This is a genomic window from Algoriphagus chordae (assembly GCF_003254055.1).
In the GTDB taxonomy this organism is placed as follows: domain Bacteria; phylum Bacteroidota; class Bacteroidia; order Cytophagales; family Cyclobacteriaceae; genus Algoriphagus; species Algoriphagus chordae.
In genome coordinates this window covers 219,810-246,572 of the sequence record NZ_QKZT01000002.1, presented here as the reverse complement: position 1 = coordinate 246,572, position 26,763 = coordinate 219,810, and the positions used below count along the sequence as shown (strand labels likewise).

Annotated in this window: 22 protein-coding genes and 1 tRNA gene; 9 read left to right on the top strand and 14 right to left on the bottom strand. The window is 42.0% G+C overall.

What is annotated here, in order from left to right:
* Positions 1-123: 123 nt before the first annotated feature.
* The 5 genes from LV85_RS03090 to LV85_RS03070 form a co-directional block, all read right to left on the bottom strand.
* Entirely contained in the window at positions 124-1,329 is a 1,206-nt protein-coding gene (locus LV85_RS03090) for a glycoside hydrolase family 57 protein (RefSeq protein WP_111316720.1), read from the bottom strand.
* Positions 1,326-2,612, bottom strand: a complete 1,287-nt coding sequence (locus tag LV85_RS03085; protein WP_111316719.1) for a glycosyltransferase family 4 protein — start codon at positions 2,610-2,612, stop codon at positions 1,326-1,328. The genes LV85_RS03090 and LV85_RS03085 overlap by 4 nt, the downstream gene beginning before the upstream one ends.
* A 10-nt stretch (positions 2,613-2,622) precedes the next feature.
* The gene (locus tag LV85_RS03080; RefSeq protein ID WP_111316718.1) at positions 2,623-4,539 is read right to left on the bottom strand and encodes an amylo-alpha-1,6-glucosidase; all 1,917 of its coding nucleotides are present in this window, start codon (positions 4,537-4,539) and stop codon (positions 2,623-2,625) included.
* Positions 4,540-4,878: 339 nt separating this feature from the next.
* Positions 4,879-4,954: transfer RNA gene (locus LV85_RS03075), tRNA-His, on the bottom strand.
* 76 nt (positions 4,955-5,030) lie between these two features.
* Positions 5,031-6,374, bottom strand: a complete 1,344-nt coding sequence (locus LV85_RS03070; RefSeq protein WP_111316717.1) for a dihydroorotase — start codon at positions 6,372-6,374, stop codon at positions 5,031-5,033.
* A gap of 47 nt (positions 6,375-6,421) precedes the next feature.
* On the opposite strand from LV85_RS03070, the gene LV85_RS03065 reads away from it, so the two are divergent.
* Both LV85_RS03065 and LV85_RS03060 read left to right on the top strand, forming a co-directional pair.
* Positions 6,422-7,795, top strand: a complete 1,374-nt coding sequence (locus tag LV85_RS03065; RefSeq protein WP_111316716.1) for a DEAD/DEAH box helicase — start codon at positions 6,422-6,424, stop codon at positions 7,793-7,795.
* Positions 7,796-7,879: 84 nt separating this feature from the next.
* Complete coding sequence (locus tag LV85_RS03060; protein WP_146260415.1) at positions 7,880-9,043, top strand: alpha/beta fold hydrolase; 1,164 nt, start codon at positions 7,880-7,882, stop codon at positions 9,041-9,043.
* An 82-nt stretch (positions 9,044-9,125) separates the two neighbouring features.
* Here LV85_RS03060 and LV85_RS03055 read toward each other — a convergent pair whose 3' ends face one another.
* Entirely contained in the window at positions 9,126-10,424 is a 1,299-nt protein-coding gene (locus LV85_RS03055; RefSeq protein WP_111316714.1) for an amidohydrolase, read from the bottom strand.
* Positions 10,425-10,571: 147 nt separating this feature from the next.
* Between LV85_RS03055 and LV85_RS03050 the strand changes: the two genes are divergently transcribed.
* Together LV85_RS03050 and LV85_RS03045 are read left to right on the top strand one after the other, a co-directional pair.
* Positions 10,572-11,270, top strand: a complete 699-nt coding sequence (locus tag LV85_RS03050) for an SDR family oxidoreductase (protein ID WP_111316713.1) — start codon at positions 10,572-10,574, stop codon at positions 11,268-11,270.
* Positions 11,271-11,433: 163 nt separating this feature from the next.
* The gene (locus tag LV85_RS03045; protein WP_146260414.1) at positions 11,434-11,964 is read left to right on the top strand and encodes a peroxiredoxin family protein; all 531 of its coding nucleotides are present in this window, start codon (positions 11,434-11,436) and stop codon (positions 11,962-11,964) included.
* Here LV85_RS03045 and LV85_RS03040 read toward each other — a convergent pair.
* Positions 11,952-13,172 carry an ATP-binding protein gene (locus LV85_RS03040; RefSeq protein WP_111316711.1) on the bottom strand — a complete coding sequence of 407 codons (1,221 nt, stop codon included), beginning with the start codon at positions 13,170-13,172 and terminating at the stop codon, positions 11,952-11,954. The genes LV85_RS03045 and LV85_RS03040 overlap by 13 nt on opposite strands.
* 196 nt (positions 13,173-13,368) lie before the next feature.
* On the opposite strand from LV85_RS03040, the gene gldA reads away from it, so the two are divergent.
* The 4 genes from gldA (at position 13,369) to dnaN (ending at position 18,180) form a co-directional block, all read left to right on the top strand.
* Positions 13,369-14,277 (top strand): gliding motility-associated ABC transporter ATP-binding subunit GldA, encoded by a 909-nt coding sequence (gene gldA, locus LV85_RS03035; RefSeq protein WP_111316710.1) that lies wholly within the window; start codon positions 13,369-13,371, stop codon positions 14,275-14,277.
* Between the two features lies 1 nt (position 14,278).
* Complete coding sequence (gene gldF / locus LV85_RS03030) at positions 14,279-14,998, top strand: gliding motility-associated ABC transporter permease subunit GldF (protein ID WP_111316709.1); 720 nt, start codon at positions 14,279-14,281, stop codon at positions 14,996-14,998.
* 155 nt (positions 14,999-15,153) lie between these two features.
* On the top strand, positions 15,154-16,842 hold the full coding sequence (gene gldG / locus LV85_RS03025; protein ID WP_111316708.1) for a gliding motility-associated ABC transporter substrate-binding protein GldG: 1,689 nt from the start codon (positions 15,154-15,156) through the stop codon (positions 16,840-16,842).
* 213 nt (positions 16,843-17,055) lie between these two features.
* Entirely contained in the window at positions 17,056-18,180 is a 1,125-nt protein-coding gene (gene dnaN / locus LV85_RS03020) for a DNA polymerase III subunit beta (protein WP_111316707.1), read from the top strand.
* 293 nt (positions 18,181-18,473) lie between these two features.
* Here the strand turns inward: dnaN and LV85_RS03015 are convergent, their stop codons facing one another.
* From LV85_RS03015 to LV85_RS02995, 5 genes are all read right to left on the bottom strand, one after another.
* Entirely contained in the window at positions 18,474-18,704 is a 231-nt protein-coding gene (locus tag LV85_RS03015) for a VF530 family protein (protein WP_111316706.1), read from the bottom strand.
* 148 nt (positions 18,705-18,852) lie between these two features.
* Complete coding sequence (locus LV85_RS03010) at positions 18,853-19,236, bottom strand: VOC family protein (RefSeq protein ID WP_111316705.1); 384 nt, start codon at positions 19,234-19,236, stop codon at positions 18,853-18,855.
* A 48-nt stretch (positions 19,237-19,284) separates the two neighbouring features.
* On the bottom strand, positions 19,285-19,671 hold the full coding sequence (locus LV85_RS03005; protein ID WP_111316704.1) for a VOC family protein: 387 nt from the start codon (positions 19,669-19,671) through the stop codon (positions 19,285-19,287).
* A 47-nt stretch (positions 19,672-19,718) separates the two neighbouring features.
* Entirely contained in the window at positions 19,719-20,666 is a 948-nt protein-coding gene (locus tag LV85_RS03000) for a TIM barrel protein (protein ID WP_111316703.1), read from the bottom strand.
* Between the two features lie 94 nt (positions 20,667-20,760).
* Entirely contained in the window at positions 20,761-22,275 is a 1,515-nt protein-coding gene (locus LV85_RS02995) for a Gfo/Idh/MocA family protein (protein WP_111316702.1), read from the bottom strand.
* 176 nt (positions 22,276-22,451) lie between these two features.
* Between LV85_RS02995 and LV85_RS02990 the strand changes: the two genes are divergently transcribed.
* Positions 22,452-24,083, top strand: a complete 1,632-nt coding sequence (locus LV85_RS02990; protein WP_111316701.1) for a sulfatase family protein — start codon at positions 22,452-22,454, stop codon at positions 24,081-24,083.
* 118 nt (positions 24,084-24,201) lie between these two features.
* Here LV85_RS02990 and LV85_RS02985 read toward each other — a convergent pair whose 3' ends face one another.
* Together LV85_RS02985 and LV85_RS02980 are read right to left on the bottom strand one after the other, a co-directional pair.
* On the bottom strand, positions 24,202-24,960 hold the full coding sequence (locus tag LV85_RS02985; RefSeq protein ID WP_111316700.1) for an SDR family NAD(P)-dependent oxidoreductase: 759 nt from the start codon (positions 24,958-24,960) through the stop codon (positions 24,202-24,204).
* A gap of 70 nt (positions 24,961-25,030) precedes the next feature.
* Positions 25,031-26,539, bottom strand: a complete 1,509-nt coding sequence (locus tag LV85_RS02980; RefSeq protein ID WP_111316699.1) for a sulfatase family protein — start codon at positions 26,537-26,539, stop codon at positions 25,031-25,033.
* Between the last annotated feature and the right edge of the window lie 224 nt (positions 26,540-26,763).

Below are 26,763 nucleotides of genomic sequence, written 5' to 3'. Positions count from 1 at the left end.
CTGTAAACCTTCCAGAAATGAAGTGCATGGATATGTGTTCTAAGTAAGAAAACGTTGAACCCCATAAAAGCAAAAAGACCGATCAGAAGCGGTCTTTTTTAGTTTAATAGAAGATACTAAATCTTAAATCTGTGGGAGAATACTTTTCTCTTTTACCCGTATCATAAAGTCACTAAGCACATTCATGTAATTGATGAATGCATCATAGGGCGAATCGTAAGGGCTAAAGTATGCGTGAATATCTCCATCGGAGAAGAATTTGGTACACATGTAGTAAAAGTGGTCACTGGTTTGTAAGTATGCCCAATCACGCTGAATATCTTCGTCATCAATGTCTTTCACTAGTTTCTCCATTTCGAATAGCCTATCAAAGGCTTCATCCTGAAGATCATTTCCTAGCCAAGCTGTCAAATCACGCTCCTCATCTGCCCATGAGATGGGAATAGGAACATGTATCTTGCCCACTGGGGCAATCTTTTCAGCAACTTCGGAAGGTGTGGAAAAGCTGAAATTAGTTTTGCTAAATACAGCGTCAGGTAGTGCTTTCATGAATTCGAAAATACCTGTCTCTGCCCACTGATGTTCACCAAAGGTCTCATAATCCATAAATAGATTGATGGTCTCCTCTTCTTGTGGCACATCGTTTATCCATTTCACAAACTTGTCTGTGGTGAGTGGATAGTCATCCCAGCTTTTGTTGCCAAATCTAAAAGCGATGTCATCCGAAAGTTGGAAGTTTTTAAGCAACACTTTTAACTTAGGATCTATGCTATTGCAATAGACATAATTAGGACTTTTCCATCCTAATACGTGTTTGGCCCCTTCCGTCAGAATGGCCTCAAAACCCATTTCTGCTACTGTGGCACCGATCTCATCCGAGTAAATTAGCTCTGTATTTCTAAAGACTTTTGGCTGATAGCCATTGAATAGTTTCTTGATTTTTTCCTGATGCTTTTTCACCATACTCTGAAACTCATCCTTGCTTTTCAAAGCAGCTAAGGTGTGTGCATAAGTTTCATTGAGCAATTCACAATGGCCAGTTGCTACTAGTTTTTGGAAGCTTTCTAGCACATCTGGAGCATAGGCTTCAAGTTGATCAAGCAGCACGCCGGACATAGAGAAACTTACCTTAAAGGCGCCGTCATGTTTTTGGATCAAATCTAATAGCAAAGCATTCATAGGGAGGTAGCATTTCTGTGCTACTTTTCTCATGATACTGCGATTGGAGAAATCGTCCCAATAATGATGATCGTCTCCGATATCAAAAAAGCGATAAGGTTTCAGTCGGTAAGGCTGATGAACCTGGAAGTAAAAGCATATGGTTCTCATGGTTTCTGCGATAATGTTTTTTGGTACACAGTGACAAGTTTCTCGGCCACATGCTCCCATTTTAATTTTTTCAATTCTTCAGTTCCCAGTTCTTTGAACATTTTGGAAATACCATCGTAATGAAGCAATGCGAAAATTGCGTCTGCCGTGGAGTCAATATCCCAAAAATCAACCTTGATGGCATTAGTAAGAACTTCAGCTACACCGGATTGCTTGGAGATAATCACTGGTGTGTTGTGTCGTACGGCTTCTAGAGGTGAAATGCCAAAGGGCTCGGATACGGATGGCATCACATACACGTCTGAGATAGCATACATGTGATCTACGTCGTCCCCTTTTAGAAAACCTGTAAAATGGAACTTGGTAGCAATCCGAAGTTCGGCTACACGATCAATCATTCGATTCAATAGATCTCCATTTCCGGCCATTACAAAGCGCACATTTGGGTCACGCTCGATGACTTTTTTGGCGGCTTCTACAAAGTACTCAGGGCCTTTTTGGAAAGTGATTCTACCTAAGAAAGTCACGATTTTCTCCGGTACCTTCTTGTTGTAGCTGGACTTGATAATGCTAGCGTCTAATACTGCATTGTGTAGTACAGTTACCTTATTAGCATCGATTCCATATTTGTTAATTATGATATTCTTCGTCAACTGGCTTACCGCCACTATATGATCGGCAGCATGCATTCCTGATCTTTCTATGTCATAGACGACCTGATTGACAGATTCGCCTGATCGATCATATTCGGTGGCGTGAACGTGTGCTACTAATGGCTTGCCGCTAATTTCCTTTGCTGCAATACCTGCCGGAAAAGAAAGCCAATCGTGTGCATGGATGATGTCATGTTCTTTGTCCTTGGCGATATGCGCGGCTACTAAGGCATAACGGGATACTTCCATCATCAAATCCTTGCCGTACTTGCCGCTGAATTCAAATTTGTTTGAAAAAACACTCTCATCTACGTCTGTCCTATCATGGATAGCATAGTCTGTGAATTTCTTGAATTCATCTGGACCGAGATATGGTACCAAAAAGCTGCTTACTTCTAAGTAAGTCAGGTTTTTCCAGAATTTTTTGAATCGTTTTTCTCGATAATCTATGGTGACATCACTCGCATTGACAAAATCTGCCAAGGGCTCTTCGTCTCCCCAGAGTTTAGGTACTGCAAATATGATGTCTTGATGATGGTGAGCCAATCCCTTGACCAAACCATAGCACGCTGTACCAAGACCTCCTGAAATATGTGGTGGGAATTCCCACCCAAACATTAGCACCTTCATAAAAAGTCTTTTATATCTTTTTGACCAAATCCATCATTCTAAGTAATTCTGATACGCTCCATGCCTGCGATATCGCTCCTTTGGAGCGATGCGGCGGATCTCCATCATATATTTCTGCTACTGCCCCTATACCGTATTGTGTCATTACCCCGTCAAAACCATTTACGATTTTTTGGATGAAATTGGCTCCGGACTTGCCATGAAGCCTAATATATCCCTCTACAAAATGACCAAGTGGCCAAACCCACACTGTTCCATTATGGTAAGCTTCATCCCTGCTGATCTGATCTCCGAAATAATATCCTTTGTAGGCTGGATCATCAGGAGAAAGGGAACGCATTCCTCGGGTAGTAAGTAATTTTGATTTAGCTGTCTCTAGAACCTGATCACATATCTCATCGCTGATCATTACATAAGGCAAGGAGGTCGCAAAAACCATGTTTGGACGTATTGCCCAATCTTTTTCTTCGCCATTGATATAATCTGCCAAATAGCCATGTTCTTCTGACCAGAATTCCTTTTCAAAAGTGTCAGCGATTTTTGTAGCATGTGCTGCCATTGTTTCATCTCCTGTCAATTCATGGTAAAAGCATAATGCATTGTACCATAGCGCTTGTATTTCTACTGGGCAGCCCGATCTTGGAGTTACAGGTCCATCTGGCGTAACGGCATCCATCCAAGTAAGTGCTTTACCCTCTTCTCCTCCGTAAACAAGGCCATTTTCTAACACATGGATATTGAAATCTGTCCCTTGCAGGTATCCGTCAATAATTCCCTTCATCTTTCCTAAGTAGCGATCCTTAATGGTCTTGCTGTCGCCAGTATACTTGATGTACTGCTGTAAGGCCCAGAAATACCAAAGTGGCGCATCGATAGAATTCATATTGGTGATTACACCAGATCCTACATTAGGGAAAAGTGGCCCTTTTAGATCACGAGACATGGTGTCCATGATCTCCAGGAAGGTCTTCGGGTTTCCGGTGGCTAAGGTAAGGCCAGGTGCAGCTACAAATGTATCTCTGCCCCACCATCCAAACCATGGATATCCGGCTATGACTCTGGTATCTCCATCTCGCTGTCTTAGAAATTGACCAGCTGAGTTCTTGAGACAATTTTCAAAATTATTTCTAGGGATTCTTCTAGCGATTTCCTTGTTGAAGGCATTTTGACGCGTTTTAGGATCTGCTTCTGTCAGTCCTGCCGAAAAAATAACAGATTCTCCTTTTTCAATTTCAAATTCGAAATATCCAGGAACATATAAATCTTCCTGATACTCATATCCACGCTCTCGCTCCAAGATGTACTCTATATTATAATACCAATCTGGTGCAGGCACAAAATCTACCTTCTTGGAAACTTGTAAGTAAAGTGGATCATAGGCATCGTACAAGTGGAAAACTGCGCCATTTGGAGCTTTTTTATATTTCTTGTTGATGAAGGTGTTTGCCTTAGATAGATCGTGGAATCCTCTAAATGCCAAGAATGGCTGGATTCGAATCTTGGTTGGTGAATGCGCTTCTAATAAGGTGTAGCGAATCATCAATCGATCACGATTGGTGTCCAGGATCAATTCTTTTTGCAATAGCACCCCGCCTACACGGTAGGTCAACTTCGGGATAGGCTCTGAATCAAAGTCTTTCAGATATTTATGGCCTCTCGGAGAATAATTCCCGGGGAATTTACTGATGCCGAGATTAAAGCTCGCTCCATGCTGAATCACTGTCTCGTGAACGGTAGAAAGCATGACATGATTCTGAGAATCAATTTGCGGTTGTGGAACGACGAGTAGCCCGTGATACTTTCGGGTGTTGCAGCCAATAATCGAAGTGCTGGTATAAGCACCCGAACGATTGGTTCTGATTATTTCTCTTTCAAGAGAATAATTCAGATTGATTAATTGTGTTTTATCGAAATGGATATAACTCATGCGGAAAAATTCTATGTTGCTAAAAATAGAGTTTTGTACCGACAAGAAAAATGAAATTGGAAAAAATAAAGGTTATGTTTCCATAACCTTTGGTTTCTGTTAGAAAATCAGGAGTGAATCGCTTCTTTTTGGATTTCTTCGAAATTTCTTAGCGATTCTTCAAATTTCATCAAGTAACATTTTGCCATTCTAATGTTGATAGGCTTTACTTGAGGGAATTTTGGCGGGGATTTGAACAAAGTAAACATCTGTAGTTGGTTTAGTTCTGTCAGTTTTTATCAAATGCTGTGCCAACAGCTTGTCTATAAACAGCAAAACCCCTCATAATGAGGGGTTTTTGGGTGAAAGACCGGGTTCGAACCGGCGACCTCTGGATCCACAAACCAGCGCTCTAACCAACTGAGCTACAATCACCATTTATTCATTTGGATGCGTTTATTCCAAACGGTCTGCAAAAGTAATGATTAAGGTGAATCAGCGCAAGATGATTTTTAAAAATTTCTTGAAAATTTCATGCGCTCACCATTTTTATCTTCGTGAAATAGACCGTTTTCGTACGCCAAATGTCCAGAAACGACTGTGTGTGTGACTTTTGACTTGAAAGTGTGTCCTTCAAATGGGGACCAACCACACTTAGATAAAATATTTTCTTTGGCGACTTTCCATGGGTTATTTAAATCTACCAACACCAAATCAGCATAATATCCCTCTCTGATAAAGCCTCTTTCCTCGATATGGAATAAGGTTGCTACGTTATGACACATTTTTAAGGCGATTTTCTCCAGACTGATTTTCCCTTGATGATAGAAGTCCAGCATAGCCACCAAGCTATGTTGATTCAAAGGTCCACCTGAAGGTGCTTTGGTGTAAACTTGCGCTTTTTCTTCTAAGGTATGTGGCGCATGATCCGTCGCCACCACGTCAATGGTGCCGTCGAGCATAGCATTGAAAATTGCTTCTCGATCTTCAGCCGTTTTCACTGCAGGGTTCCATTTGATCAGATTTCCTTTGGTGTCATAATCTGCTTCAGAAAACCACATATGATGGATACATGCCTCAGCAGTTACTTTTTTCTCTTCCAATGGAATAGTATTGGTGAAAAGACCTAGTTCTTTTGCTGTACTGATATGAAGAATGTGAAGTCGTGTCCCATGCTTTTTTGCCATAGCTACTGCCCGACTCGAAGCATCGTAGCAAGCTTCTTCAGATCTGATTTTCGGATGGTATTTTACCGGTATATCATCACCATAGTTAGAATTGTACTCCGCTAGGTTGGCTGCGATGATCTCGTCATTCTCAGAGTGGATGGCGATGATTGCTTTACATTCTTTAAATATCCCCTCTAATGATTCGATATTATCTACGACCATGTTTCCTGTGGAAGAGCCTTGGAAAATCTTCAAGCCACATACCTTGCTGAAATCCACTTTCATGATTTCATCCAGATTGCTATTTGTCGCTCCCATATAAAATGAATAGTTGGCTAATGAAACCTCTGCAGCTCTGGAGTACTTCTGCTCAAGTAATTCTAGGGTAGTCGCTTGAGGAATAGTGTTCGGCATTTCCATATAGGAGGTAGTGCCACCAGCTACTCCGGCTTTTGCCTCTGTGTAGATCTCTGCTTTGTGTGTAAGCCCAGGCTCTCGGAAGTGTACCTGATCATCTATCAGTCCTGGGAAAAGATGTTTTCCCTTGGCATCAATATGGATATCTGCCTTCTCAGTACTGAGATCTTCCCCCAGTTTTGAGATTCTTCCGTTTTCTACTAACACATCGCCCGGACTTATCCGACCTTCATTGACTATATTTGCACCGGTGATCAGAATACTTTTCATCTTTACTCCTTTTTGGATTTTACTTATTCAACCAAAATTAACGAATCATGAGCAATGAGGCCTCAACTTTTGAAGCATTTAAGCTAAATCGACAGCTATTGAATGCAGTGGCGGATGCGGGCTATGTTCATCCTACGCCTATTCAGGAAAAAGCAATTCCGCTGGCACTTGCCGGTCATGATGTCTTAGGGATTGCGCAGACGGGGACAGGTAAAACTGCTGCCTATGTGTTGCCGGTTCTTATGAAGGTGAAATATGCCCAAGGAGATCATGCCAGAGCAGTTATTTTGGCTCCTACCCGTGAGTTGGTGATGCAAATCGAAGAAGTAGTCATTCAGATGTCTGCTAATACCGACTTGAGAATGGTAGCACTTTATGGAGGTTTGGGACCAAAAACCCAAATAGAAATCCTAGAGAAAGGTGTTGATATTATCGTGACCACTCCTGGGAGATTCTTGGATATTTATAGAAAAGGAAAGATCCTGACTAAGGAAATCAAAACCATGGTTTTGGATGAGGCGGACAAAATGATGGATATGGGCTTTATGCCTCAGATCAGATCGATTTTGGAAATCATTCCTAGAAAGAGACAGAATTTGCTTTTCTCTGCAACTTTTGGAGAGCGAATCGATCGTTTCGCCGCGGAGTTTTTAGAGTTTCCTGAAAGAGTAGAAGTTACTCCTCAGGCGACTACAGCTGAGACTATAGGTCAAGTGAAATACCTTGTGCCAAATATTAAAACGAAATTGAGCCTGCTCGCGCATTTATTTAAAAATGAAGATATCAGCAGAGCAATAATTTTTACCCGATCCCGAAGAAATGCCGAAGAGGTATTTGCTTTTCTAAGCCATAGAAGTTACGGAGAAGTGCGAGTGATTCATGCGAATAAAGGGCAGAATACACGTATCAATTCCATTGAAGATTTCAAGGGTGGCGATGTTCGGATTTTGGTGGCTACGGATGTTGCTTCCAGAGGATTGGATGTGACGATGGTTTCTCATGTGGTCAACTTCGATGTGCCACTGATCTATGAGGATTATGTACACAGAATCGGCAGAACAGGTAGGGCTGAAAACGAAGGCAAGGCTATCAGTTTTGTAAATCCTGCCGAGGAATATCACTTTGATAAGATCGAGGAGATCATCCGCATGAAGGTGGAGGAAGCAGAAATCCCTAATGAAGTGGATGTGACTGCTACGCCTTTTGAAGAAAAGCAAGCTTATGCTCGTGAGCTAGATCGCTTGCTACAACGGGACAATCCTGATTATAAAGGAGCATTCCATGAGAAGAAGGAATATAAAAAGCCAAATGCACACCTAGAGGCACAGGAAAAAGAGAAGAAGCGTGGAAATAAAAATTCCAAAGCCAAGACCAACAGAAATCAGCTGAAGACCAAGCATCAGAAAAACAAGGGCAAATAGAAGAGTGGGCGATAAGGAGTTAATTTTCTATAAAACAAATCGAGCTCTATTAGTAGATTGAGTTTAAACCATAAAATTAGAGAGGTGAGACTAGCCCTGCTTTTCCTTTTTATGAGTGCTTCACTTCAAGCACAATCTATTTTAGTCCCTTACGACCATCATCTTCCTAATTCAAGGGAAATCGAAATTCAAGTTGAATTCTTAAATGAATTTGATGCGGGGAAGGAAACAGTGTTTCTCTTAGAGGATGCTTTTGATGTTCTTTTCGTTCCCTTTTATGAAATGCTAGAAATCACAGAATCTAGCAATATTGTTTTGATCAAGGGAAGAAAGGATAATGAGGAATTGAGGAGCGGGGTAATGCATTCCGGAGTTCCTGATTATCGATTGGCCTATAAGCTTTACAACCAAGATCAAGTTGCTCGAGATATAGAACTGATCAGAAAGAAGCTTATTGGCGATGAGCAGGCGATTTTGTTGGGTTATTCCTCATCCGCAACTGTGCTGCAGCATTATCTGACACTTTTTCCCGAGCATGTAAGCAGAATTATCAGCGTCAATCCCTTGGTGTTTGATATACAAAAGAACCTAAGTTTTCCGCCTTATGATTTGTTTTTCCAAGAGCTGAAACTCAATCAGGAGCAAGTAGTTGATTTTAGCTATTATGCTAATTATGACCGAGAAAGTGTCAGGATGAAAAGCAGGTCAATGCACAACCTGCTCGAGTTTATGAAGTATCAGGATTTTTTGACAGGCTTTTCTGCAAGAGAAAATATCGAAGAAAACTTCGGCTTAGCTGTCAGATTGTTTGAGCATTCTCTAGCGCTCATGGGATTGCAAGATGCTTCTCCAAAAACAAACCCAAGCTTAGATTTAATGAAGAAATGGAGTCAGCCGATTTGGGATGCATACCTGAAAACCAATTTCCCGATTTACGGAACCAACTATGATCGAATGCTCGAGTTCCAAGGAAGAATGGTGCTGATCGGAGCTGCTTTTGATCAAATGATTTACCCCAAATCTTATGATATACTGGCCGAATTCTATGCCAATTGCACGTTGTTACTTCTCAAAGATGGGCATGCTTTACAGCAGGTAATGGGTGATGCTGCAATAGATGAGCTACTAGCAGCATTTATCAGTAATGACCTGGCCCAGAAAGTAGCGGCCTATAAAAAGCTGTCTGATTCAAATCTCATTTTTGAAAAATATAATGAGGGTGACTATAAGATACCTCCTCTGTTTTAATTAAAAATTGCCTAGAAACACAAAACCCGATTCATCAGGAATCGGGTTTTGGCAATTATTGAAAATTATGTTTTAATACTCTTTACTTATTATTTTCCATATAATCCACTACGAAATAACTCAAGGTTCGCATTCCCAAGACAAATCCACCTTCGTCGATATAGAATCCAGGAGTGTGGTGAGAAGGGGTAGTCAATGGATCACCGCCTTTTTTCATTCCCCCTAGAAATATAAACACACCTGGCTTTTCTCGCTGGAAAAAGCTGAAATCCTCTGCTCCAGTCACTGGATTGAGATAAATCAAATTTTCTGCTCCGGCTGCTGCTTCTAATGATGGCAGCATTTCTTTTGTCAAATCAGGATTATTTACCGTGGAAGGATAAAGTTTCTTGAGTTGCAGATCTACGGTAGCTCCAGCACTTGCGGCGATGTTGGGCACGATCTCAGTAATCCGCTTGTGGACCAGTTCCTGCTGTTCATCTCCAAAGGTTCGGACAGTGCCGATCATTTTAACCTCCTCTGGGATAATATTGTGACGGATACCACCGTGAATGGCTCCAATAGTTACCACTGCTGGGTTTTGGGTGACATTTACGCTTCTGGAAAGAATAGTCTGCAATCCCATGATAATCTGTGAGCTCGCCACAATTGGATCTACACTTGACCAAGGATAAGCACCATGGGCTTGCACTCCTTTTACCGTGATTTCTAGGTTGTCAACTGCAGCCATGATTGGTCCGGATCGGTAGCCTATTTTCCCGATTTCTGTTTGGGAATTGATATGTAGACCGAAAACAGCATCCACATCGTCCATCACGCCTTCTTTCACCATGAGCTCTGCGCCGGCTAAATCAGTATCGTAAACTCCCTCTTCAGCAGGTTGAAATAAGAACTTGACATTACCCTCTAAGTCGTCCTTCATGCTGGCTAGCACTTCGGCTACACCCATCAGGATTGCTACGTGAGTATCGTGACCACAAGCATGCATCACGCCGGTTTCCTGACCATTGTAGGTTGCAGTATTTACGGATTTGAAAGGAAGGTCATTTCTCTCGGTGACTGGAAGGGCATCCATATCTGCACGAAGCGCGACAGTTGGCCCAGGTTTTCCGCCTTTCAGTACACCCACCACTCCAGTGACGGCTACATTTTCGGTCACTTCTATTCCAAGTGAACGGAGATGATCAGCGATTTTTTTAGCTGTTCGGGTTTCTTGATTGCCCAGTTCAGGATACATGTGAATGTCTCGGCGCCACTCAATCACCTTTGATTCGATTGAATTTGCCTTGGTGTCGATGGTCGGCCGGAGACTGGATTGAGCTACAGCACTGCTTACGGCAAAAATTGGCGCAAGCATTAATGGTAAAAATAATTTTTTCATGGTTGATGGTATGGTTAGCTAATACTCAAATTTAGAAAATTAGGGCAAACAGTAACTATCCATTTGTTAGAATGCAAAAACTGGAAAGAGTAAAGAACTATTTTATCTGAAATGACTTTGTAAGGGTAATCACTTTAAAATTTCAATATGCAACTCAATAATCAAATCGCAGTAGTTACAGGCGTGAGCAAAGGGATAGGACTGGAAGTAGTCAAATTGTTAATCGAAAAAGGAACTGTCGTGGCAGGCTGGGGGAGAAATAAACCAGATTATCAACATGCGAATTTTCATTTTTTCACCTGCGATGTTTCTAAAGAGGATTCGGTAGAAAAGGCTTTTCAGGAGACTACAAGCAAACTAGGTGCAGATATTAGAATTCTTGTCAACAATGCTGGCTTTGGAGTTGCCGGGAAATTTGAAGAAATGTCCTCTGAGGATTGGAAAGACATGTTTGATACCAATGTCCACGGGATATTCTATGTGAGCAAGAGACTAGTGCCAGCCATGAAAGCCGCTGATGAAGGACATATTCTTAATATTGCCTCTATCGCAGGACTGAATGGTGTCGCCAATTTTGCAGGATATGTAGGGACAAAGCATGCTGTTCGTGGGATTTCCCATTCCATGTATATGGAGTTGCGGGATTTTGGGATCAAAGTTTCTACGATCTATCCGGGATCTACTCAGACCAATTTCTTCGATGATATAGAGGGTGCCAATGCGAATGAAAACATGATGCGTCCTCAGGATGTTGCTTTGACTATCGTGCAAACACTGGAAACTCACCCGAATTACTTCGTGGCAGATGTAGAATGCCGGCCTCTAAGACCAAGAGGGAAGAAATAGGTGTTTACAGAAACTAAAACATGATCTCATGTCCATTTGAGACATATTTCTTGGTGAAGCGCTAAGTCATTCCCTTATTACATCAAGTAGAAATTTGCCTCTTAGCGGGTTTTAAGGAAGTTATTTGTTTTCTTTGAAGAATAATTTTCCAGAGATCGAAGTCATGAAAAAAACAAATCTGATTATTCTTATTGTTGTGCTGGTAGCAGGTGCGGCATATATGGGTTATTTATCCCAAGTAGGTCCTTCGGCTGAAGCAGCGCCGACTACGCTTACTGCGCCAAACACGCTTCCGGATTACACCTTGAATGACATAAATGGGAAGGCATATTCCATCCATGAGCTGGCAGGAAATAAGCCAACTCTTTTTATTTACTTTAGCTCCACTTGTCATCTGTGCCAGGAAGAACTCGGTACACTTTCCAAAAGGATAGATGAGTTCAAGGATTACAATTTGATTTTGACTACTGTACAGCCTGTGGAGGAAATGATAGGTTTTGCAAATAGCTTGAATATCAAAAGTAAGCCTTTCGTTCATTTTCTACTTGATGCTGACATGAACGTCGCTAGCTTCTATCAAATCAGAAGTGTTCCTTCCATTTATGTGTATGATGCCAAAAAGCAGCTGGTAGCCGAATATGTAGGGATTACTGAAATAGACCTATTGCTGGGGAATTTGGCTCAGGGCAAGTAAATTTCAAAATGTTGCATTGAGGTAGTTAAAAACCATTTCCAAGCGGGTATCACAGTTATCCCTTCGAAATGGTCTTCTTGATTGTATGTGACGATAAAACCAGAGCTAAGCCCAGTTTCTTTCATTGCGTCTCGGATTCCTTTTACTTCTCTATTTAGATTGTCGGGGTTTAATTCCCAACAGACCTGTACTGCGCCTATTATTTCTTCATTCCATTTGATTAGAAAATCGCATTCAGAGTTTTTAGTTCTGTAGTAATGGATTGTTTGAAATGATCTTCTCAGGTGTAAGTACACGAAGTTTTCTAGTCTTCGTCCTAGATCCTTGCTGAAGGAAAGCGAATTTGCTGATGCTAATGCAGGATCTACGCAATATGCCTTCTTAGGATTAGCCAGTTGCTTTTTGATAGATTTGGAATACATAGGAATTAAATCAAATAAGTAACTTTCTTCTAAGTAATCACAATAATCTATCACTGTCCTGACTGACTTGATTTCGAGCAGTTGTGACATTTTAGAATAACTGAATTCTTTTCCAATGTTGGACGCTAAGAATACTCCCAATCGGATCAGTTGAGTTTCGTTAGAGATGTTTCTTCGTACGGCCACATCACGGGTCAATACATCACGCATCAATGTCCTCAAGTATTCCTGATCTTGGTTTTGTAGATATTCAGGAAAGCCTCCCAATTGGAAATAGGATTCAAAACTTACTTCCTCGGGAGCTAAGCCTTTAAAGCTTAAAAACTCGGTATAACTGAATGGGAATAGTTCTATTTGCTTGTATCTGCCGGTAAGCCGTGTTCCTAATTCACGACTGAGCATACTGGCATTGGAGCCTGTGATGTACAACGGCTGTCCTTTTTCATGTAATGATCTTGCGAAAACCTCCCAACCCTCTACCCATTGCAACTCATCTAAAAGGATGGTCGTTTTCCCAAAATCTTGTCTTAGCTCTTCCAGTTTGGGGAAATCTGTTGGCTCAAAGTTTACCAGTCTTGGATCCTCAAAATTTAGATATAGACCAGATTGCTTTTCAGAAAAGCTGTTACGTATTAGCACACTTTTCCCACAACGCCTTACACCACTAACTATCACGATTTGATTCGTGTAGTCAGGTAAGGTTTCCTCTCTTTCGATTAGAGATTTTTGCAGGAAATTCTCGTTCTGGTCTAAGATTATTTCCCCAAGTGTTTGCTTTTGTATCATATAACTTATTGTAAATCAATGCTAATATAATATCTTGTATTTGAAATACAAGGTATCATGTATCTCTAATACAAGGTGTTGACAATAAAAGAAAGTCGGAAAGTAAAAGCTTGGACTTAGATATTATGCTCCAAACCTGTCTCACCTAATGAAAACTCTATTTTTTCCTTACTTTTGACCTGACAAAAAAAGCTACATGTCACTAGAAGTCTCCCAACTCAGCAAACTATACGGAAAACAAAAAGCACTTGATGAAGTGTCTTTTTCGGCAAAGCCGGGAAGGATACTTGGTTTTTTGGGGCCAAATGGCGCAGGGAAATCCACCACGATGAAAATCATAACTGGGTTTTTGTCTGCTGATTCGGGCGAGGTGAAAGTGATGGGCAAGGACGCGCTAAATTCGCCCAAGGAAGTTAGTCGATTGATAGGGTATCTGCCAGAGCATAATCCACTTTACCTTGATATGTATGTGCGGGAATTCTTAGAGTTCTCTGGTGGACTGTATGGGGTGTCTGGACAGCAATTGAAATCCAGAACGCAGGAATTACTGCATCGTACCGGTCTCGAACCTGAGCAACATAAGAAGATTGCTCAGCTCTCCAAAGGTTACCGACAACGAGTAGGCTTGGCTAGAGCATTGATCCATGATCCGCAGGTTATTATTCTGGATGAGCCTACTACAGGTCTCGATCCCAATCAACTTGTGGAAATCAGGAGTCTGATTCAAGAAGTGGCGAAGGATAAAACACTTATTCTTTCCACCCATATCATGCAGGAAGTGGAGGCAATTTGTCATGATGTGGTCATCATAGATAAGGGTAAAATCTTGGTGTCCGACGCACTTTCGAATTTGAAATCCAATGCCGCAGAAACGATCTTAATTCTGGAAACAGAGGAGGATATGCAGTGCGACTGGTTTCAAAATATTGGAATGGTAGATTTTGGTGCAAAAGGGAAAAATGAATTGCTTATTTCTACCAGCGATCCATCTTCTGCCAGAAAAGCCATTATGCAGGTCATTACTGAGCGTTCATTGAACCTAATCAGCCTCAATCAACGCAAGAAAAATCTGGAGTTAATCTTTCGAGAAATCACCAACGCATAGTATGAAAAGCCTTTTTCTGAAAGAAATCAATGCCTTTTTCGGAAGCCTACTTGGCTATCTAGTGTTAGCCTTGTTTCTGGTAGCGATTGGTTTGATCGTTTGGGTATTCCCAGAAAGTAGCGTGCTAGAATATGGTTTTGCAGATCTGGAAGCACTGTTTACTTATACACCTTACGTATTTACTTTTTTGATTCCGGCACTCTCCATGCGGGCAATTGCCGATGAGCGCAAGACTGGGACATGGGAGCTACTGAGAACTTCGCCTCTTTCTTTAGTGCAGATTGTATTGGCAAAATATTTCGCGCTGCTTTGTCTGGTTTTGGTGGCAGTTTTGCCGACTTTACTTTATCTCTACAGCATTATTCAATTAGGAGATCCTATTGGGAATATTGACCAAGCTGGCTTTTTCGGTTCATGGATTGGATTGCTTATGATCGGAGCAGTATTCGCAGCGGTGGGATTATTCGCTAGCTCGCTTACTTCTCAGCAGGTAGTTGCCTTTGTTTTAGGCGTGTTTTTATGCTTTGTGCTATACTTCGGGTTTTCAGCTTTTGCAGAAATGCAGGTTGGGGATATCGGCTATTGGGTGGAGGAAATGAGTTTGAGTTATCATTACATCAGTTTGAGTAGGGGGGTAGTATATTCAGGAGACATCTTCTTTATGCTGGGGATGATATGGTTGTTTTTGGCTGGGGCAGTTTTGGTTTTGAGAAATAAATGAAGAAGACTATCCAACATCACGATATTAGCCATCTTGCCCTTGATTTTGAGGACGGAAGAACGAAGACCGAAGACCGAAGCGGCCTATATTCTAGTGTTAAACAAAGCAAAAGTTGCTTTTGTCCTTTTACTGACAAAAACCGGATGTGCCTTTAAATGAAAAAGTCAAATGGAAATACCGCCAAGCCTTGGTTATTCCTTTTCGGAGGGATTCTGTTATTCTTTTTGCTGGCGCAATTCCTTCACTTCAGAATTGACCTGACGGAGGAAAAACGTTTTTCACTTCATCCTGCAACTGAACAAGTGCTTTCCGAAATCACAGAGCCACTTCACGTGGATATACTTTTGGTGGGTAATGATCTTCCAGGAGGAATTCGAAGATTGCAAAAATCAGTTGAGGAAACGGTTCGTACATTCAATGCTTACAGCCCTGAGAAAATCAGCTTTTCTTATTTTGATCCGCTAAGCATTGAGTCTGCAGAGCAAGAGGAGTTTGTGCTCTCACTGACTCAATACGGTATTGTTCCTACCAATCTTTCCGTCAATCAAGCAACCGGTTTACAGACTCAACTGATTTTCCCTGGGGTTTTGGTAAGTAATGAAGAATTTGAAACAGGAGCCTTGATTCTAAAAGGAGAGCGTGGAATGAGTTCTGATCAGATACTGAATCAATCCATTGAGAATTTAGAGTTTGAGTTGAGCAATGCTATTCGCAAGCTGATTTCTCCTGAGTCATCCTCCATAGCCATGATTATGGGACATGGAGAGATGAGTTCGGACGATGGTTATGGTATGGTGGAGGCACTCGATGGAGAGTTTGAATTGTATAAGGTGCCATTGGAGCAGGCAGAAAAGCCAGCAGATTTGGCCCATTTCAAGATGATTTTTATCCAAGGTCCCAAAGAAAGTTATACAGAGCAGGAAGTGTATTTACTTGATCAGTATGTCATGGGAGGCGGAAATCTAGTAGTATTACTAGATGGCGTGGCTGTGGAAATAGAGAATGCTGGAGGTGAAGGAACGATAGCAATGCCTGTTGATTTGGGATTGGATAAGCTTCTTTTTCGCTATGGAATCCGAGTTAATAAGGATTTGATTCAGGATTTAAATTTTGGTTATTTTCCGGTGATGGGTGGTAATTTCGGCGATCAGCAGCAAATGGTACGTTTGCCTTGGCCGTTTTATATCATGGCGGGAAGAATGCAGGAACATCCGATTACCAAGGGATTAGATGTACTGAGCTTCCGATTTGCGAGTAGTTTGGACACGGTGAAAGCCGATGGAATCATCAAAACCCCACTGATCTTCAGTTCAGACCTATCTAGGATCTTGCCAGCACCAGTTCGTGTTGCTTTCAGCGATATGGATCAAGAGCCTGATGTGAAAGAGTTCGGGATGAAGAATTTGCCACTTGCCTATTTGCTGGAAGGGGAATTCACTTCTTTATACAAAAACCGTTTTCTCCCTGATGGATTTGCGAAAGCAGACTTTAAGGAAAGTGGAAAAGGCAAAGTCGTCGTGATCGGTGATGGGGATGTTTTTCAGGCTCAAACAAACCTGGAAAACGGTGCTCCGCTAGCGCTAGGGGAAGATCCTTTTAGTCAGACTACCTTTGCCAATAAGCTATTCTTGAAAAATCTAGCCCAATATCTAGCCGAACCTGAGGGGATCATTGCTTCCCGCACACGCACTTTCCAAATTCGTCCTTTGAATAAGGTGAAGGTTGCGCAGCAAAAGACCTTTTGGCAGGGATTGAATGTATTGGTTCCAGTTCTGGTTTTGATGCTTTTCGGTGGATCTGTCTGGTGGATGAGGCGAAATAAATACAGCCGAAAGAAACACTAGCCTAAATAAAATAGCATCTATTTCAATAATTTTCTAGAGAATCAATTATACGGAGGGTCGAATTAGAATTTATTTATAAATTTACCTCCATTCAAAAGTAAAAATTAATTAAGCCCTACGATATGAAATCGAGCATTACTAAGCTGGTCAGGCTAGTATGATTATAATGCTTGCGAGATTCCATATGGCCTTCAACAGACAAATTATAATCATATGAAATTCATTGTTTCCTCTTCTGCCTTATTAAAGCAGCTTTCGGCAATTAACGGTGTGGTGACAACCAATCCCGTAGTGCCAATTTTGGAAAATTTCCTTTTTGAGATCAAAGAGAGTCAGTTGACCATTACTGCATCTGATTTGCAGACTTCAATGATTACAGAAATCAGCGTGGAGGCCAAAGAAGATGGAAATATCGCGGTGCCTGCAAAGATTTTGATTGAAACGCTGAAAAATCTTCCTGAGCAGCCCGTGACTTTCAGTATCGATCACGATACCTACGCAGTAGAAATCAGCTCTGACAACGGTCGCTATAGACTGGCAGGTGAGAATGCTACTGACTTTCCTAAAATCCCAACTGTAAGCAACGCAACATCTGTGGATATGTCCACTGAGGTGCTTTCCTCGGCAGTTTCCAATACAATCTTCGCTACTAGTTCAGATGAACTTCGTCCAGCGATGACCGGTGTTTACATCAACTTAAGTCCTACCAATACTACTTTCGTCGCAACTGATGGACATAGATTGGTGAGATACAGAAGAGTAGATATTGCTTCTCAGGAGCCTGCTACATTGATTATTCCTCGCAAGGCTTTGAACTTGTTGAAGTCAACTTTGCCTTCTGAAAATCTTCCTGTGACGGTTGAATTCAATCAGTCAAATGCTTACTTCAACTTCAATAACATCAAGATGATTTGTCGTTTGATCGACGAGCGTTTCCCAGATTACGAAAACGTAATCCCTGCGGAAAACCCGAACGTGATGACAATTGATCGTTCTGAGCTATTGAGTTCCTTGAGAAGAATCGCGATTTATGCGAATAAAACTACGCATCAGGTGAGATTGAAATTAACAGGTAGTGAATTAGTGATTTCTGCCGAAGATCTGGATTTCTCCAATGAAGCGAATGAGCGACTTTCTTGTGACCACGATGGCGAGGATATCGAAATCGGGTTCAATGCGAAATTCTTGGTTGAGATGCTAAACAACCTTTCTTGCAAAGAAGTTAGCCTGAAGTTCTCTGCGCCTAACCGTGCAGGTTTGATCCTTCCAGCTGAGCAAGACGAAAATGAAGACATCCTAATGCTGGTAATGCCAGTGATGTTGAATAACTACGTATAATAACCACAGACTATAAAACGATAAACCCGGAGATTTCTTCGGGTTTTTTTGTGACCTTTGAGGTGTTATTCCGACTACAAAGTAGGAGGAATCTCCTCGAAGGTCTTGTTTTTTGAAACCACAAAGTGGCATTCTTGAAGATCTTTGGTTTTTAGTTTCCCGCGGCGGCGCAACGGCGCAGCGAAAGTGTTTTGTTTTAAATTAGTGTATTTCTTCTAAAATTGGCTAGAACAGAAGGAGTGGGTCGAACTTTTTTTGAACCAGAAAAGTCTTTGTGCCACTACGAGAAAAAATCACTTTTTCTTCGCGTCTCTCAACGCTTTTAAATACAAGCCTTCTACGCGCTCTCGTGCCCAAGGAGTTTTTCGGAGGAATTTCAAACTCGAATTGATTGAAGGATCGTGGGTGAAGCAGCGAATAGTAATGCGCTCGCCGAGTTCTTCCCATCCGTAGAATTCTACGAGATGTGCTACTATATCAGCGAGTTTGATTCCGTGAAGAGGGTTGTTAGGCTGGGTTTCCAAAGGGAATTTAAAATGAGTGAATTTAAAATTATGAATTGTTTTGAATAACTCGGTTAGTTGGCTCGAAAGTAGGAGGTAAGCCTTTTAGAATATGCTTAAAATATGTGGAGCTTCACCGCACATCTACCATCGCTCATCAAACAATTTTTCATTTCCTTTCTATCAAATCCCAGAGATTGCCATACAGGTCTTTAAATACTGAAACGGTACCAAAGGCTTCTTCGGAAGGTTCTCGGATGAACTCTACGCCTTTGGCGGTGTAGTTATGATAATCTCTGTAGAAGTCGTCAGTGTATAAAAACAGGAATACTCTGCCACCAGCTTGAAAGCCAACTTGGTTACGCTGGAGTTCGTCGGCTGCTTTTGCAAGGAGTAATTGACAAGCAGAACCTGGCGGCGATACACGTACCCATCGTTTTACATCGCTGAGATGTGTGTCTTCGATTAGTTCAAAGCCCAGAGTTTGGGTATAATATTGAATCGCCTCATCGTAATCTCTTACCAAAAGAGCGATTTGTCCAAGTTGTTGCATTTTCAAAATAGGCTAAAACCTATCTGAATTGAAAATCAATTGAAGTATTTAAGATGTTTTTTCGGCAGAGGATTCAATGTCCTCGACTATGAAAATGGCATTGTTATTCAAATCGTAGAGCCCAAATTCATGCGTTCCCCAAGGAGTGTTTTTGCGAAGCTTATCACATTTCAATATCCCCTTGATCACCAAAGCTTCAAAATAGGGCTCTATGTTTTTGACAAAAATTTTCACCACCGAACCGCCTAAAAGTGGATCATCAGCTGTGTCGGCATGCCATTGTAAATGCAGTTCGATTTCTTCCAAGCGCATGCCAGCATACATGTGATCACCGAAGGTTTTGACAAAACCAAAGTTATGAGCATACCAATCGAGATCTCGGGCGATATGCTGTGATGGCAAAACTGGCACTGTGGAGATAAATTCAGTTTTCATTATAGCTGTTAAAACGGCTCTGATTCTAGTTTCAGAGCCGGATTGATTTATCTTTCTGCTTCGAGGGTTCTTCTTACATCCTCCAGGTCTCTACGGATCTCAAAAATACTTTCCCATTCACGACCTTCTGCACCATGTTCTATTCCTACATATTCATGGAATCCATGGGCAAGAACGATCTTCATCATTCTGGTATAGTCTAGCGGATGTTCTATACCAGCATCATCCCATACAGTTGGTTTCAGACTAACGCCTTTGGCCTTTGGCATCAGCTCATCCACTCCCCGGTAGGAATCGTAGGATATATTTTTGCCTTCCACCTGAGCTATTCTGAAATTGCCGAAGTCAGGCAAAGTGCCTGCACGAGGATGCTCAGTTTCTTTGATCAATTTGGCTAGCCATTTTCCGTTGCTGGAGAATCCTCCATGGTTTTCGATCAGTACATTGATGTCGAAATCCTCAGCGAATTCACAGAGTTGGCGCAATCCAGAACTAGTGATATCTATGGCGGTTTGTTCATCTTTTTTTGAAGTGCTCCAAGGAACAGCCGAATAGGCATTCACACGGATTGAGTGACAACCGAGAAACTTTGCTGCTTCCACCCATTTTTTGTGATTTTCTACTGTTTGTTTTCTTCCTTCGGGAGTAGCTGCGCCGAGCATTCCCTCACCATCACACATGATTAGCACAGACCTTACGCCTTCGCCATCAGCTCGGGTTTTCATTTCCTTCAGGTAAGCCATGTCAGTAGCTTTGTCCTTGAAAAACTGATTGACATATTCTACGGCATCTATATTATTCTTTTTGGCGAGTATAGGAAAGTCTAGGTGATCCATTTTGCCAGAGAAAAGCTGCTTGTTTAGCGACCATTCGGCGAGAGAAATTTTAAAAAGTGGGTCAGCTTTTTTATAGGAAAAAGCCATTTGTGGTACCCCAAGGCCTATTGCAGCTGTAGCTAATCCAGCCGATTTGAGAAAATCCCTTCTTTTGTTCATGGTTAATTAGTGTTTAAGAGTTAAGTGGTTTTTGTCTAATTTATAAATAAATGAGTACTGTTTGGATCGTCCATAGATAATTGTTGGACTCAGCTTATATCTCCCAGCCCTTTCTATAGGCTCTTGTTAAGAATTTATTTGCCTCGGGATCATTGGTGATTTGAAGGTTTTTCTCATCAAAATCCACTTTTTTTCCTACTCGCAAGGCTACTGCTCCTAAGTTGATTGTGTCTGTGATGCTCTGCGCTCGGATGAAACTTCCTGCCGTTTGCTTGCCAGCCTGTATAGCTTCTATCCAAGCTGAGGTATTCCTTTCAACCGTATCAGAATCAATTTTCTCTGAATTTGGGCGGCTTGCCATTTTACTTTCGGGAAGTAATACAGGATCTTCTCCTCTGAATCCACCCAAGATTTTTCCTTTCGTGCCTACCAACATCAATCCCTCATTTGGCGTGTCTTTTCCATCTATTTCCAGCTCCTCTGGAGCAAAAGGCTTCATGCCTCCATCGTACCATAATAGGTCAAAAGCTGGAAGACTTGTTTGTTCTGGGAATTTCCATTTGATCATGCAGCTAGCAGGAAAAGCCACGTCATTTTCCACCCATTGATACACGCTGTTGACTTCCTCGCGAGTGGTGGTGCCAAATGCCTTAGCGCTGATCGGGGAACGGTCAATACCAAGCGTTTCAAATAGAGGAAAGAGACTATAATGCCCCATGTCAGCTACCGAGCCTCCGCCGAAATCGTACCAGCCCCGGAAGACATTATGTGTGTAGTTTTTGTGGTAATCCATTTCAGGAACTGGTCCAAGCCATAGATCCCAATTGAATCCATCTGGGATGCTTTCATTTCCTGTGGGACGCTTGGTCCATTGCTTCCAAACTGGTCGATAGGACCAATTGTGAATTTCTTTTAACTCACCGATCAGACCTTCATCCATCCAAGCTTTGATCTGCCGATATTCTGGGCGATCCGACCAGGCAAGTAAATGTGTGATAACGCCACTTGACTTAGCTTTTTCTATCACAGTTCTTCCTTCCAGAAGCCTGTTGGAAATAGGCTTGTGCGTAACCACATGTATTCCTATGTTCATGGCGGCAAGGGCAATAGAAGCATGGGTATGATCCGGAGTCATGATTTTGACGGCATCGATTCCATTTTCTTTTGCAAAAAACTCTCTAAAATCCTCATAGGAAGCACAGCCTTTATAAGTGCCTGTAGGACTGTTTTTAGTATAAAACTTCTCCACATAAGCCTGACCCACGTCTCTGCCTCCTGCTATACCTTTTACACCGCTCCACCAACTATCATCTCCCAGGGTTTTTCGGATTCCATCTCGGATTCCATAGGGAGACCAGTCAATGTAATTTTCGGTGTATTTATTTACATCGCATACTGCTACAAGTCTAACCTTTGGGTTTTGTAAGAGCTCACCCATTTCTCTTAAGCCCTGTGTTCCACATCCAATGTTTGCCACAGTGATTTGGTCGGATGGCGGAATTTTGCCGAGACCAGCGATTACATTAGAAGGAACAATAGATATGGAAGCAGCGACAGTGGCGGCGGAACCAATAAATTCTCTTCGGTTCAAATTCTTAATCGGAGCCATAAGTTGGATTCAAAGTGTTGGGCTTTTAAGTTACCAAAGCTTTGTCTGATTCCAAATTTTTCAGGGTCAATAGCCAAAATGGAGGAATCTTGTATGGTTTTCTTTAAGATGATACGTAGAAGGTTTTAATTTTTAGGTTAAATAGAATACCTTGAATTATTCTAAACCATCTGCACATGAAGTATTTATTGTCCGTTTGTCTTCTTTCCATTTTGTTTTTTTCCTGTCAGGAGAAATCCAAATCTCCTAAGGAGATTGAATATCCTGAGCGACCTAATATTGTTTGGATTGTGAATGAGGACATGTCACCTGAGCATTTAGGAGCATTTGGTGGCACTGGAGGTCAAACTCCAGTATTGGATTCTCTGGCCAAAGCAGGCGTGATTTTTACCAATGCTTTTTCCACAGCGGGTGTTTGCTCGCCAAGTAGAGCCGCATTGATCACAGGAGCCTATCAAGCCTCGATCGGCGCTATGCACATGCGGACTTTAGGGATGTCTAAGGGGAATGAATCCGCCTATCCTTCTGGGCACAAATCATATTCTGCGATGATCCCTGAAGGGATGCATGGTTTTCCAGAATACCTGCGAATGGCGGGTTATTATACAAGTAATAATGTAAAGGAGGATTATCAGTTTGATCCGCCAGAGACTATGTGGGATGAGAGTAGTAATAAAGCCCACTGGAGAAATCGAAAGGATCCTAACCAACCATTTTTCTCCATTTTCAATTATACCATCACGCACGAATCACAGGTTTGGGCAAGGGAGAACGAAGATCTACTGGTGGATCCAGCAGAGGTAACGGTGCCACCGGTGTATCCTGATGACTCGATTTCACGAAGAACCATAGCGAGATTTATCACCAATGTAATGCGTTTTGATGCGCTAGTAGGCAAACTTTTGCAGCAGTTGAAGGATGATGGGCTGTATGAGAACACGATTATTTTCTATTATTCTGATCATGGGGACGGAATGCCATATTACAAGCGCGAGCTATACGACAGAGGCTTACGAGTTCCACTTTTCGTCAAGGCTCCCTTCATTAAGCCGGGAACTGTGGATGATCAGTTGGTGAGCTTTGTTGATTTCGGACCGACTGTACTTTCTCTAGCAGGAGTGAAAATCCCAAATAATATGCAGGGACAGGCTTTTATGGGAAATCAGAAATCTGCACCTAGAGAGTATATCTACGCAGCACGAGATAGAGTGGATTCGGAATTAGATCGAGTGCGAGCTGTCTCTGATGGTAGATTCAAATACATCAAGAATTACATGCCAGATAAGCCTAACTACCAGAATGTTCGCTACAGATTGCAGAATCCTCTGATGGTTCATTTGTTGCAGTTGCATGAAGAAGGAAAGTTGAATGCAAATCAAGATCGCTGGTTTGATGAGAGTAAGCCAGAAGAAGAATTGTATGATACTCAGTCAGATCCTTATGAGTTTAATAACCTTGCAGGAGATCCTGACTATGCCGACAAGCTTTCTGAGCTTCGCAAAGCACACTTGCAATGGGTTGATGAATACGGTGATCTGGGTGAGTTGGCGGAAATGGAAATGGTCTCAGACTGGTGGAATGGTGAAGATCATGCGCCGATGACTGAGTCCGTGGAAGTTCGTTATGAAGATGGCATGGTCTCGCTTACTTCCGCTACCAAAGGAGCCTCAGTAGGATTTAGAAAAAGTGCTTCAGATGTTTGGTCAGTATATCAGTTTCCCTTTGAAATGACTGCTGGCGATTCACTTTATGTGCTGGCACATCGAATAGGTTTTGAGCCAAGTGAGAATGCGTTGGTGTTGAAGTAGTCGTCATCATGGTATGTGAAGGTTTCAAACCTTTTGAGGGTACTTCGAGTTTGCGATTGAGAGCAGCTACCCTACCATAGGATTTTCAAATTGCTTCTTATAAACCTATCATCAAATTTCACCTTGCTAAAATCCCACCATCAATAGTGTAAGCAGCACCAGTGATCCAAGATGCTTCATCGGAAACCAGAAATAATGCCAGCGAGGCAATATCTTCTGGTTTTCCAAGACGTTTCATCAAGGTAGTATTAGCGGTTTGCTCCACTATTGTATCAGGATCGTCAAATGCTTTGGCAGAATCCCAAATCATGGGAGTGTCAACTGGGCCAGGACAGATCGTGTTAACACGTATTGTTGGTCCGTAGTCCAAGGCCATCTCTTTCACTAAAGCAACTAAGGCTGCCTTGCTTGCGCAATAGGCTGCATGATTGGGAAAACTTTTAAATGCTGCAATAGAACTATTCGCAAGGATAACTCCCCCGCCATTCTTCTGCATCTCGGGAATAGCAAATCGACTCAGGTAAAATACCGAACTCAGATTGGTGCTAATGGTTTCATTCCAATCTTCAAAAGATATATCTGTCACCGATCCCAAGCCTAACTTTCCCGCATTTGTAACTACTATATCCAGTTTTCCGAAATTATGAACAGCTTCGTCAACGAGCTTTTTATTCTCAGCTATTTGAGAAATGTCGCCTGCAATAAACAGCGCTTTTCCACCTTTTAACACAAGGTTTTTCTCCAGTTCTTTTCCCCTCACCTCATCACGACCGCTCAAAATCACGTAAGCCCCTTCTTTGACAAATCGTTCTGCCATGGCTTTTCCCATACCGCTGGTAGCTCCGGTTATGATAGCAGTTTTTCCTTTTAATCTCATTTATAAGTTTTTAGATAATGGAGATAAAAAACTAGTTTGACCCTAATGAAAAGTTGAATAATTATTCTAATCAAAGGCATGGAATCCCTTCTTTCGCATATTTTCCGAAAGGCGGCTTAATCCGATAATCCTCCAATCTTTGTTGGAAATCATAATTTTCCATCTGGTAGTTTGGTGTATAGCGGAGTTCGTCCCAATATAATGATCCTGGCTCGCTGGCTCTCAAATCTCCGGTTTCTTCCATCCAAGTTTGTAGCTTTTTACTCATGTTTTCCTTGATCCCAGCAAGGGATTTGTCCTCTGCCAAATTATTCAATTGATAAGGATCTTTGACCACATCATAGAGTTCCTCTGCAGGTCTTAAGTCAAAAGTTAATTTGAAGTAATCAGGTAAGCCTGCCTTGGCTCTTCCTTCCATAGCCATGATAATATACTTGGTGATAGAATTGTCCACATCTCCATATTGTCCCACCGATTGATGCACGGTAGGATCTCCGGCAGGCAGGCGCTCAGGCATCATATTTCGAATGTATAAGTATTGATGATCCCTGACTGCCCGCATGGGATAGGATAGATCACCTTTTCTAACATTGGCATGTCGCTCTCGTTCTAGATAGACTTGTGCTCGATCTTGTTTTTCTCCTGCCAGCAGTGGCCAAAGTGATTGCCCAGTCATAGTCTCAGCAGTAAGTCCTGCCGCTTCGATAAAACTTGGGGCAAAATCCACGAAGTTCACAAAGTCATCGATGACAGTTCCAGGCTTGATTTTCTCTGGCCATCTGATCACCAGGGGCATTCGTGTGCCATAATCATACAAATTGGCTTTGGCTCGCGGAAAAGGCATGCCATTGTCACTAGTCATCACGATAATGGTATTGTCAAGCTCACCGGCTTCTTCTAGCATTTTGATCAATTGACCACATTCCCGATCAAATCGCTCTACCTCAAAGTAATAATCCAAGATGTCATTTCTGACACAATCCAGATCTGGGAAGAAGCCAGGAACTATCACATCATCCAAGGCCATGCCTGTTTGGATTCCTGTATTAGTGACATATTCTCGATGTGGGTCCGTGCTACCAAACCAAAAGGTGAAGGGCTGATCATCGGGTTTTTGGGAGAAAAATGTTTTAAAATCCTCATAGGTTTTCCCTGCAGGATTGTGCGATAAGCCAGACACTTTGAAATCTCCCGGCGCCCAGCCTTTTCTGGTTGATCCTGCGAAATAGCCATCTTCTTCCAAGAGACTCACATAAGTAGGGTATTGAGCTGGGAATTCTGACCATAGATTACCTCCAGCTTCATTTTGGTGGGGATACCTGCCCAAGAGAACAGCTGCCCTGGAAGGAGAGCAAGAAGGAGAGGCTGTGTAAGCATTGGTGAATAATGCTCCTTCGGCAGCCAAACGATCGAAGGTTGGAGTTCGGATCACCGGATCTCCATATACTCCAGCGTGTGGATAAGACCAGTCATCAGCTATCAAAAACAGAATGTTAGGTTGTCTTACTTTGATGACCTCAGTCTCTTGATGGCTTGAAAAAAGTGTGAGTAATAAGACGAAGATAGAAAAGGCGGGCATGGCTATAGGGTTTAGCCAAATAAGATAAGCCTCTTCCTGAAGCGATGCAAATTATAGTAGGATTGGTATTAGCGCTGCTGCTAGGAATTTGTAATTCCGAGTATGTATGGTAGGATTTGCAATCCTTATCCCATTTCGGGTGGCAAACCCTGCGTTGTATTCCTTCGAGATTTCATCCTGATAACTCAGAACTCAAAGGGCGTTGCGAATCTCAGCTAGCGCTG

Coding starts and splice junctions, on each gene's coding strand:
- LV85_RS03090 (WP_111316720.1), bottom strand. CDS start 1,329: ATGAGAACCATATGCTTTTACTTCCAGGTTCATCAGCCTTACCGACTG.
- LV85_RS03085 (WP_111316719.1), bottom strand. CDS start 2,612: ATGAAGGTGCTAATGTTTGGGTGGGAATTCCCACCACATATTTCAGGA.
- LV85_RS03080 (WP_111316718.1), bottom strand. CDS start 4,539: ATGAGTTATATCCATTTCGATAAAACACAATTAATCAATCTGAATTAT.
- LV85_RS03070 (WP_111316717.1), bottom strand. CDS start 6,374: ATGAAAAGTATTCTGATCACCGGTGCAAATATAGTCAATGAAGGTCGG.
- LV85_RS03065 (WP_111316716.1), top strand. CDS start 6,422: ATGAGCAATGAGGCCTCAACTTTTGAAGCATTTAAGCTAAATCGACAG.
- LV85_RS03055 (WP_111316714.1), bottom strand. CDS start 10,424: ATGAAAAAATTATTTTTACCATTAATGCTTGCGCCAATTTTTGCCGTA.
- LV85_RS03050 (WP_111316713.1), top strand. CDS start 10,572: ATGCAACTCAATAATCAAATCGCAGTAGTTACAGGCGTGAGCAAAGGG.
- LV85_RS03045 (WP_146260414.1), top strand. CDS start 11,434: ATGAAAAAAACAAATCTGATTATTCTTATTGTTGTGCTGGTAGCAGGT.
- LV85_RS03040 (WP_111316711.1), bottom strand. CDS start 13,172: ATGATACAAAAGCAAACACTTGGGGAAATAATCTTAGACCAGAACGAG.
- gldA (WP_111316710.1), top strand. CDS start 13,369: ATGTCACTAGAAGTCTCCCAACTCAGCAAACTATACGGAAAACAAAAA.
- gldF (WP_111316709.1), top strand. CDS start 14,279: ATGAAAAGCCTTTTTCTGAAAGAAATCAATGCCTTTTTCGGAAGCCTA.
- gldG (WP_111316708.1), top strand. CDS start 15,154: ATGAAAAAGTCAAATGGAAATACCGCCAAGCCTTGGTTATTCCTTTTC.
- dnaN (WP_111316707.1), top strand. CDS start 17,056: ATGAAATTCATTGTTTCCTCTTCTGCCTTATTAAAGCAGCTTTCGGCA.
- LV85_RS03010 (WP_111316705.1), bottom strand. CDS start 19,236: ATGCAACAACTTGGACAAATCGCTCTTTTGGTAAGAGATTACGATGAG.
- LV85_RS03005 (WP_111316704.1), bottom strand. CDS start 19,671: ATGAAAACTGAATTTATCTCCACAGTGCCAGTTTTGCCATCACAGCAT.
- LV85_RS03000 (WP_111316703.1), bottom strand. CDS start 20,666: ATGAACAAAAGAAGGGATTTTCTCAAATCGGCTGGATTAGCTACAGCT.
- LV85_RS02995 (WP_111316702.1), bottom strand. CDS start 22,275: ATGGCTCCGATTAAGAATTTGAACCGAAGAGAATTTATTGGTTCCGCC.
- LV85_RS02990 (WP_111316701.1), top strand. CDS start 22,452: ATGAAGTATTTATTGTCCGTTTGTCTTCTTTCCATTTTGTTTTTTTCC.
- LV85_RS02985 (WP_111316700.1), bottom strand. CDS start 24,960: ATGAGATTAAAAGGAAAAACTGCTATCATAACCGGAGCTACCAGCGGT.
- LV85_RS02980 (WP_111316699.1), bottom strand. CDS start 26,539: ATGCCCGCCTTTTCTATCTTCGTCTTATTACTCACACTTTTTTCAAGC.